A 7,805-nucleotide genomic window follows, 5' to 3' on the forward strand; every position below is an offset into this window, starting at 1 on the left:
CAGTTCGGACAGCGCCGCCGTCATGCGCTCGACGGTCCCCCGGTCGAAGAGATCGGTGGCGAACACGGCCTCGCCGCGCAGCGCGCCCTCCTCCTCGACGAAGTACAGCGAGAGGTCGAACTTCGAGGCCCCGCTGGCCAGTGAGAGGGGTTCGACGTCCAGCCCGGGCGGTGCGGGCGGCGCGGCGGCCTCCTCGTCGAGCACCAGCATCACCTGGAACAGCGGGTTGCGGCTCAGGTCGCGCTCCGGCCGCACCTCCTCCACCAGACGCTCGAACGGCACCTCCTGGTGGGCGTACGCCCCCAGGGCCGTCTCCCGGGCCCGGTCCAGCAGTTCACCGAAGGCCGGGTCGCCGGACAGGTCGGTGCGCAGCACCAGGTTGTTGACGAAGAAGCCGATGAGCGGCTCCAGTTCGGTGCGGTCGCGGCCGGCGATGGGGGAGCCCACCGCCACGTCCTCGCCGCCCGACCAGCGGGCCAGCAGGGCCTGGAAGCCCGCCAGCAGCACCATGAACAGGGTGGCGTCGTGCCGGCGCCCCAGGTCGCGCAGTCCCCGCAGCAGCGGCTCGGGCAGCACGAAGGAGAACTGCTCACCGCGCCCGGACGGCGTGGCCGGCCGGGGCCGGTCGGTGGGCAGGTCCAGCGGGACGAGGCCGCCCAGCCGCCCGCGCCAGTACCCCAGGGTGTCCGCGAGGGCGTCACCGCCGAGGCGGTCACGCTGCCAGGAGGCGAAATCACGATAGGAGACGGTGAGTTCCGGCAGCGGCTCCGCCCCCGCGACGGTGCGGGCCCGGTAGGCGGCGAAGAACTCCCTCCAGAACACCCCCACCGACCAGCCGTCGAAGGCGATGTGATGGGCGACGATCACCAGCAGGTGCTCCCGCGCCGCGATCCGCACCAGCCGGGCCCGCAGCGGGCCGGCCGCCCCCAGGTCGAAGGGCAGCGCGGCGTCGTGCGCGGCCAGCTCCCGCGCCCGTTCCCCGGCCGCCGCCGCACCCAGCGCCGACAGGTCGGTGAAGGCGGGGGCGAACAGGGAGGCCGGGCCGGGCACGACGCGGGCCGCGAAGGCCCCCTCGCCGCTCCCTTCACCTGTCTCCTCGATCCGCGAACGCAGCACCTCGTGCCGGGCGACGACATCCGCCAGCGCACCCAGGGCGGCGGCGGTGTCGAGCTCCCCGGTCAGCCGTACGGCACCGGGCATGTTGTAGTCGGGCCGGCCCGGCTGGAGCCGGTCCAGCAGCCACAGCCGCTGCTGCCCGAAGGACAGCGGGCCGGGCCCCTCGGGCAGCGCCGGGATCGCCGCTCCCGTCGCGTCCGCCGCGACCGGTGAGTCCAGCGCCCGGGCCAGGTCCTCGGCCACCGGGTGGCGGAAGAGCAGCTGCATCGGGATGTCCCGGTCGAGCAGGGCGCGCAGCCGGGAGATGACCCGGGTGGCGCGCAGGGAGTGCCCGCCGCGCTCGAAGAAGTGGTCACGGACCCCGATCGGGCCCTCGCCGAGGACCTCCTCCCAGACCTCGATGACCGTTCGTTCCAGCGGGGTGCGCGGGGCGACGTGCGCCCGGTGGCCGCCGCCCGTGCCGGGCTGCGGCGCGGGCAGCGCCCTGCGGTCGGTCTTCCCGTTCGGGGTCAGCGGCAGCGCGTCCAGCACCACCAGTGAGGAGGGCACCATCGCGGCCGGCAGGGTCGCGCGGACGAAGTCCAGTACGGCGGCCGGATCGCCGCCGCCCTCCCGCCACACCACGTACCCGGCGAGCAGCCGGTCGGCGCCCTCGCCGTGCGCGGCGGCCACGGCCCGGCCCACGTCCGGGTGGCGCAGCAACGCGGCCTCGACCTCGCCGAGTTCGATCCGGTGGCCCCGGACCTTGACCTGGTTGTCACGGCGGCCGTGGAATTCCAGCACCCCGTCGGAACGCAGCCGCGCCAGGTCACCGGTGCGGTACATGCGCGCCCCGGGCGGCCCGTACGGGTCCGGCGGATACGCCTCGGCGGTGCGGGCCGGATCGCCGAGGTAGCCACGGGCCACCCCGCGTCCGGCGATGAACAGTTCACCGATCGCGCCCCGGGGCAGCGGTTCGAGGTGCTCGCCGAGCACGAGGACACGGGCGCCGGGCAGCGGCCGCCCGATGGGGATGCGGCCCGCCTCGATGTCGGCGTCGGTCACCACGTGGTACGTGGTGGTGTTGGTGCACTCCGTCGGACCGTACTGATTGACCAGCCGCAGTCGGCCGGGGAGGCCCAGGGTGTGCGCGGTGCGGGCCAGGCCGGGCGTCAGCGCCTCACCGGTGGTCATCACCAGCCGCAGCGCCGGCGCGGGTCCCCCCGCTGCGGCGGCGGCGACCAGCGGCTCCAGCATCGACGGGACGATCGACAGCAGCGCCGTCACACCCTCGCCGTGCAGCAGCCGGGCCAGCGCGTCCGGGTCCCCGGTCTCGTCCTGCGAGGCCAGCACGATCCGCCCGCCGGTGGTCAGGGGGGCGAACAGGTCACGTACCGACGGGTCGAAGGTCAGCGCGGTACGGGCGAGCACCGCGTCCTCGGGGCCGAGGCCGAAGGTGGAGGTCAGTGCCGCCAGGTAGCCGGTGATGGCCGCGTGCGTGACGGCCACGCCCTTGGGGCGGCCGGTGGACCCGGAGGTGTACAGCAGATAGGCGAGGTGCGCGGGGGAGGCGGGCGCGTCCGGCTCCGTCGCGGGCAGCGCGTCGACCAGCTGCCGCTCGGCCTCCAGGTCCAGGTCCAGGACCGGTATGCCGCCGGTCACGTCCGCGGGCGGCCCGGCGGGCAGGCCCGCGGTCAGCACCAGGTGGGCGCCGCTGTCGGCGAGCACCGTGCGGAGCCGCTCGGCGGGGTGTCCCGCGTCGAGCGGCACGTAGGCGCCGCCGGCCTTCAGCACCGCGAGGACACACACCAGCATGCGCGGGTCGCGGCCGGCCAGCACGGCCACCCGGGTCTCGGGGCCGGTCCCGAGCTCCCGCAGGCGGTGGGCCAGCCGGTTGGCGGCCGCGTCGAGCTCCGCGTAGCCGATGGTGCGGCCCTCGCAGGTCACGGCCGGCGCGTCCGGCCGCAGCCGGGCCTGTTCCGCCACCAGGGAGTGCAGGGTCCGGGCCGTCGGCCCCTCCGCCCGTGGACCCGGATCCTCCCCGAGCAGGGCGGCGTGTTCCTGCGGGGACAGGACGTCCAGCCGGGACAGCGGCGCGTCGGGAGTCTCGGCCGCACCGGCCAGCAGCCGCAGGTAGTGCGCGCCGAACCGCTCGACGGTGGCCCGGTCGAAGAGGTCCGTCGCGTACTGGACGGTGCCGGTCAGACCGCCGGGGTGCTCCGTCATCGCGAGACTGAGGTCGAACTTCGCCGTCCCGTTGGAGGTGTCGAGGCTCTCGACCTCCACTCCGTCCAGCGGCAGGGCGGCGAGCTGCTCGGGATGGAGCTGGAACAGGACGTCGAAGAGCGGGTTGCGGCTGAGGTCGCGCTCCGGCCGCAGCTCCTCCACCAGCCGGTCGAAGGGGACGTCCTGGTGCTCGTAGGCGGCCAGCGCGGTCCGGCGCACCCGGCCGAGCAGCTCGCCGAAGGCCGGGTCGCCGGACAGGTCGGTGCGCAGCACGAGGGTGTTGACGAAGAAGCCGACGAGCGGCTCCAGTTCGGTGCGGTCGCGGCCCGCGATGGGCGAGCCCACCGCGATGTCGGTCTGGCCCGTGTAGCGGGCCAGCAGCGCCTGGAAACCGGCCAGCAGCACCATGAACAGGGTCGCCCCGCGCTCCCGGGCCAGAGCACCGAGCCGCTGGGCGAGTTCGGCCGGGACCTCGAAGACGAAGGCGTCGCCCACGCCCGAGCGCACCTGCGGCCGCGGCCGGTCGGTGGGCAGCTCCAGGGCCGGGAGCCCGCCGAGGGCCGCCCGCCAGTGGGCGATGCCCGCGTCGGCCTCGCCGTTCGCCAGCCGGCGCTGCTGCCAGTACGCGAAGTCCCCGTACTGGACCGGAAGTTCCGGCAATACGGGACGCTCGCCGCGGTGCAGGGCCGCGTAGGCCCCGGACAGCTCCCGCCACAGCACCGGCATCGACCAGCCGTCGCCGACGGTGTGGTGCAGGACCAGGACGAGGAGGTGCTCGTCGTCCGAGACTCGCACCACGCGGGCCCGCAGCAGGGGCGCCGAGCCCAGGTCGAAGGGGGCGGCGGCATCCGCGTGGGCCAGGCCGAGCGCCCGCGAACGGGCCTCCTCGCCGGGCAGGTCCCCCAGGTCGGTGCGGACGGGCAGGAAGACCTCCGGCGCCTCCACGACCTGTACGGGACCGCGCGGGCCCTCGGTGATCCGCGAGCGCAGCACCTCGTGCCGGGTCACCACCGCGCACAGCGCGGCGGCCAGCGCGTCGGCGTCCAGCGGGCCCCGCAGCCGGGCCGCGACGGGGATGTTGTAGTCGGGCCGGCCGGGCTGGAGCTGGTCCAGGAACCACAGCCGCTGCTGCGCGAACGACAGCGGCGCGGGCTCCCCGGCCGGCCGGGCGCCGATCGCGGTGACGGGGTTCGCCGCCGCGGCACTGCCGCGGCCGTCGCCGCGCAGGGCGTCCAGTGCCGACGCGAACCGCTCCAGCGTCGGGTGCTCGAAGAGCAGTCGCAACGGCACGCCCGTGCCCAGGCGGGCGCCGAGCCGCGACACGACGCGGGTGGCCCGCAGGGAGTGGCCGCCGAGGGCGAAGAAGTCGTCGTGGCGGCCGATGCGCCCGGTGCCCAGCACCTCGCCCCACACGGCCGCGGCGAGCTCCTCGGTCGCGGTCGTCGGCGCCGCGAACTCGGCCCGGCGCGCACCCTCCTCGGGGGGCGCGGGCAGCGCGCGCCGGTCCAGCTTGCCGTTCGGCGTCACCGGCAGCGCCGCGAGCGGCATGATCGCCGAGGGCAGCATGTAAGCGGGCAGGCGTGCGGCGAGCGCCCGTTGCAGCTCGGCAGGTTCCGCCACCTGCCCCTCCGAGGGCACCACGTAGGCGACCAAGCGCTGCTCACCGGGGGTGTCCTCGCGGACCACCACCGCGGCGTGCCCGACCCGCGGGCAGCGGGCCAGCTCGGCCTCGATCTCGCCCGGCTCGATCCGGTGTCCGCGGATCTTGACCTGCTGGTCGCCGCGGCCCAGGTAGTCGACGGTGCCGTCGGGGCGCCGCCGGGCCAGGTCGCCCGTCCGGTACATCCGGGCGCCCGGGGCACCGTACGGGTCGGGGGTGAACTGCGCGGCGGTCAGGCCGGGCCGGCCGAGGTAGCCGCGGGCCACGCCGGTACCGCCGATGCACAGTTCGCCGACGGCGCCCTGCGGCACCGGGCGGCCACGCCCGTCCAGGACGTACAGGCGGGTGTCGTCCAGGGCGGTGCCGATGGGGACCCGGCCGTCCACGACGGCGCCGGCGCGGGGGTCCAGCCGGTGGCGCGTGGCGAAGGTGGTGGTCTCGGTGGGCCCGTAGACGTTGACCAGGACGGTGTCCGGAGCCTGTTCCAGGGCCCGGGCGAAGGAGTGCGGGGAGGCGGCCTCGCCGCCGGTCCACACCTCGCGCACCCGCGTCAGCAGCTCCACGCACTCCTCGACCACCAGGTTGAACAAGGCGGCGGTGAGGAAGACCGAGGTGATCCGGTGCTCCTCCACCAGCCGGGCCAGGGCGGCGGTGTCCACCCGGCCGGGCGGCGCCATGACCACCAGCCCGCCGGACAGCAGCGGCGCCCACAGTTCGTAGGTCGAGGCGTCGAACGACAGCGGGGAGTGGGCCAGCACCCTTCGGTGCGCGGCGCCGAAGGCGGTGTCGCGGGCGAGCGCCGCGACGTTGGCGTGCGTGACGCCGATGCCCTTCGGTTCTCCCGTGGAACCGGAGGTGTACATCACGTACGCCAGCTGCTCCGGCGCGCAGGGCACGTACGGGAACGGGCCGGCCGGAGCCCCGTCCACCGGGGCCGCCGCGTCCAGCACCGGCACCGGCGAGGTACGGACCGCCTCGTGGCCGGCCGAAGCCGGATCGGTGAGCAGCAGGCGGGCGCCGGTCCGCTCCAGCATCCAGTGCAGCCGGGCGACGGGGAACCCCTCGCCGAGCGGGACGTAGAGTCCGCCGGCCTTCAGGACGGCCAGGAGCGCCACCGGGAGGTGGACCGAGCGCTCCATCAGCAGGGCGACCGGGGTCTCGCGCACCACCCCGGCGGCGCTCAGCCGGGCCGCCAGCAGGTCGGAACGGGAGTCGAGTTCGGCGAAGCTGAGGCGGTCGGCGCCGCAGACCACGGCCTCGGCGCCGGGGGTGCGCCGCACCTGCTCGGCGAACAGCTCCACCAGGGTGGCCGGCGCGAGGTCCGGGCGGACCGGGCCGTGGCCCTCGGCCGCGAGCCGGGCCGCGGTCGGGGCGGAGGGCAGCAGCTCGGCCACGGGGCGGTCGGGCTCCTCGGCGGCGGAGGCCAGCAGCTCCAGATAGTGTCCGAGGACGAGTTCGGCCGTGGCCCGGTCGAACAGGTCGGTGTCGAAGACGAGCGAGCCGGAGCACGTCTGCGCGCCCTCGGAGACGAAGACGCTCAGGTCGAAGAGCGATCCGCCGAAGTCGGTCCGCACGGCCCGCGCGTCCAGGCCCGGCAGCCGCAGCCCGGCCGTCTCGTCCTGGGCCGACGCGAACATCACCTGGACGAGGGGGTTGCGGTCGCCGACCCGCTCGGGACTCAGGTGCTCCACCAGCCGGTCGAAGGGCACCTCCTGGTGGTCGTACGCGTCCACCGTCGCCCGGCGGACCCGGCCGAGCAGCTCACGGAACCCCACCTCGCCCGACAGGTCGGCGCGCAGCACCACGGTGTTGACGAAGAACCCGACGAGGGGTTCCAGTTCCACCCGGTCGCGCCCGGCCACCGGGGTGCCGACGGCGATGTCCGTGGTGCCGGCGTAGCGGGCCAGGGCGGCCTGGAAGCCGGCCAGGAGCGTCATGAAGAGGGTGGCTCCGGCGCCCTCGGCGATCCGGCGCAGCCGCGTGGTGAGGTGCGCGTCGAGGGTGAAGTCCAGGCTCGCGCCGTCGCCGCTGCGACGGGTGGGCCGAGGCCGGTCCGCGGGCAGTTCGAGGGGTTCCAGCCCCGCGAGGCGCTCCTCCCACCAGCGCAGCTGACCGTTCATCGCGCCGCTCGCGAACCGGTCGCGCTGGGTACGGGCGTACGCCTGGTAGTCGAGGGCGAGCGGCGGCACCTGCGGAAGGGGCCGCTCCGCGAGCAGGGCCGCGTAGCCCTCGGACAGCTCCCGCCAGAGCAGCCCCATGGACCAGCCGTCGGTGGCGATGTGGTGGACCACCAGCACCAGCAGGTGGTCCTCGGCGCCGAGCCGGATCAGCAGGGCGCGCAGCAGCGGGCCGGCCGCGAGGTCGAAGGGTCTGCGGACCTCCTCCCGGGCCAGGGCGTGGGCCCGCTCCTCCAGTTCGGCGAGGGGGGCGGCGCCCAGGTCCAGCACCGGCAGCGGGACGGCCGCCGGGGCGGGCAGGACCACCGGGTGCGGGGCGCCGTCGCGCTCCTCGAAGACGGTACGCAGCGGTGCGTGGCGGGCCACGACAGCTGTCAGGGCGCGGCGCAGCGGCTCCGGGCGGACGGGGCCGCGCAGCCGCACGACCTCGGGGATCGCGTAGCCGGGGGTGCCGTCCATCATCCGGTCCACCAGCCACATCCGCTCTTGGGCGAACGAGGCGACGGGGTCGGTGTCCGGCCCGTCGGCGGCCGGAGCCGGGGCCGGTGCTGTCGCGGTGGCCGGACCGGCCGCCGAGTTCTCCAGCGCGGCGCGTACACGGCGGCGCAGCAGCTCGCGGGCGTCGGCCGGTCGGCCGTCCACGCCGG

At 75.8% G+C, this 7,805-nt stretch carries 1 protein-coding gene; it reads right to left on the reverse strand.

The genetic code is table 11. The features are described 5' to 3' along the window. Positions 1-7,805: amino acid adenylation domain-containing protein (locus ACWGIU_RS22915; protein ID WP_453708565.1), on the reverse strand; the 7,805-nt coding region annotated here is incomplete at both ends.

It is taken from the genome of Streptomyces sp. NPDC054840, from assembly GCF_053611065.1.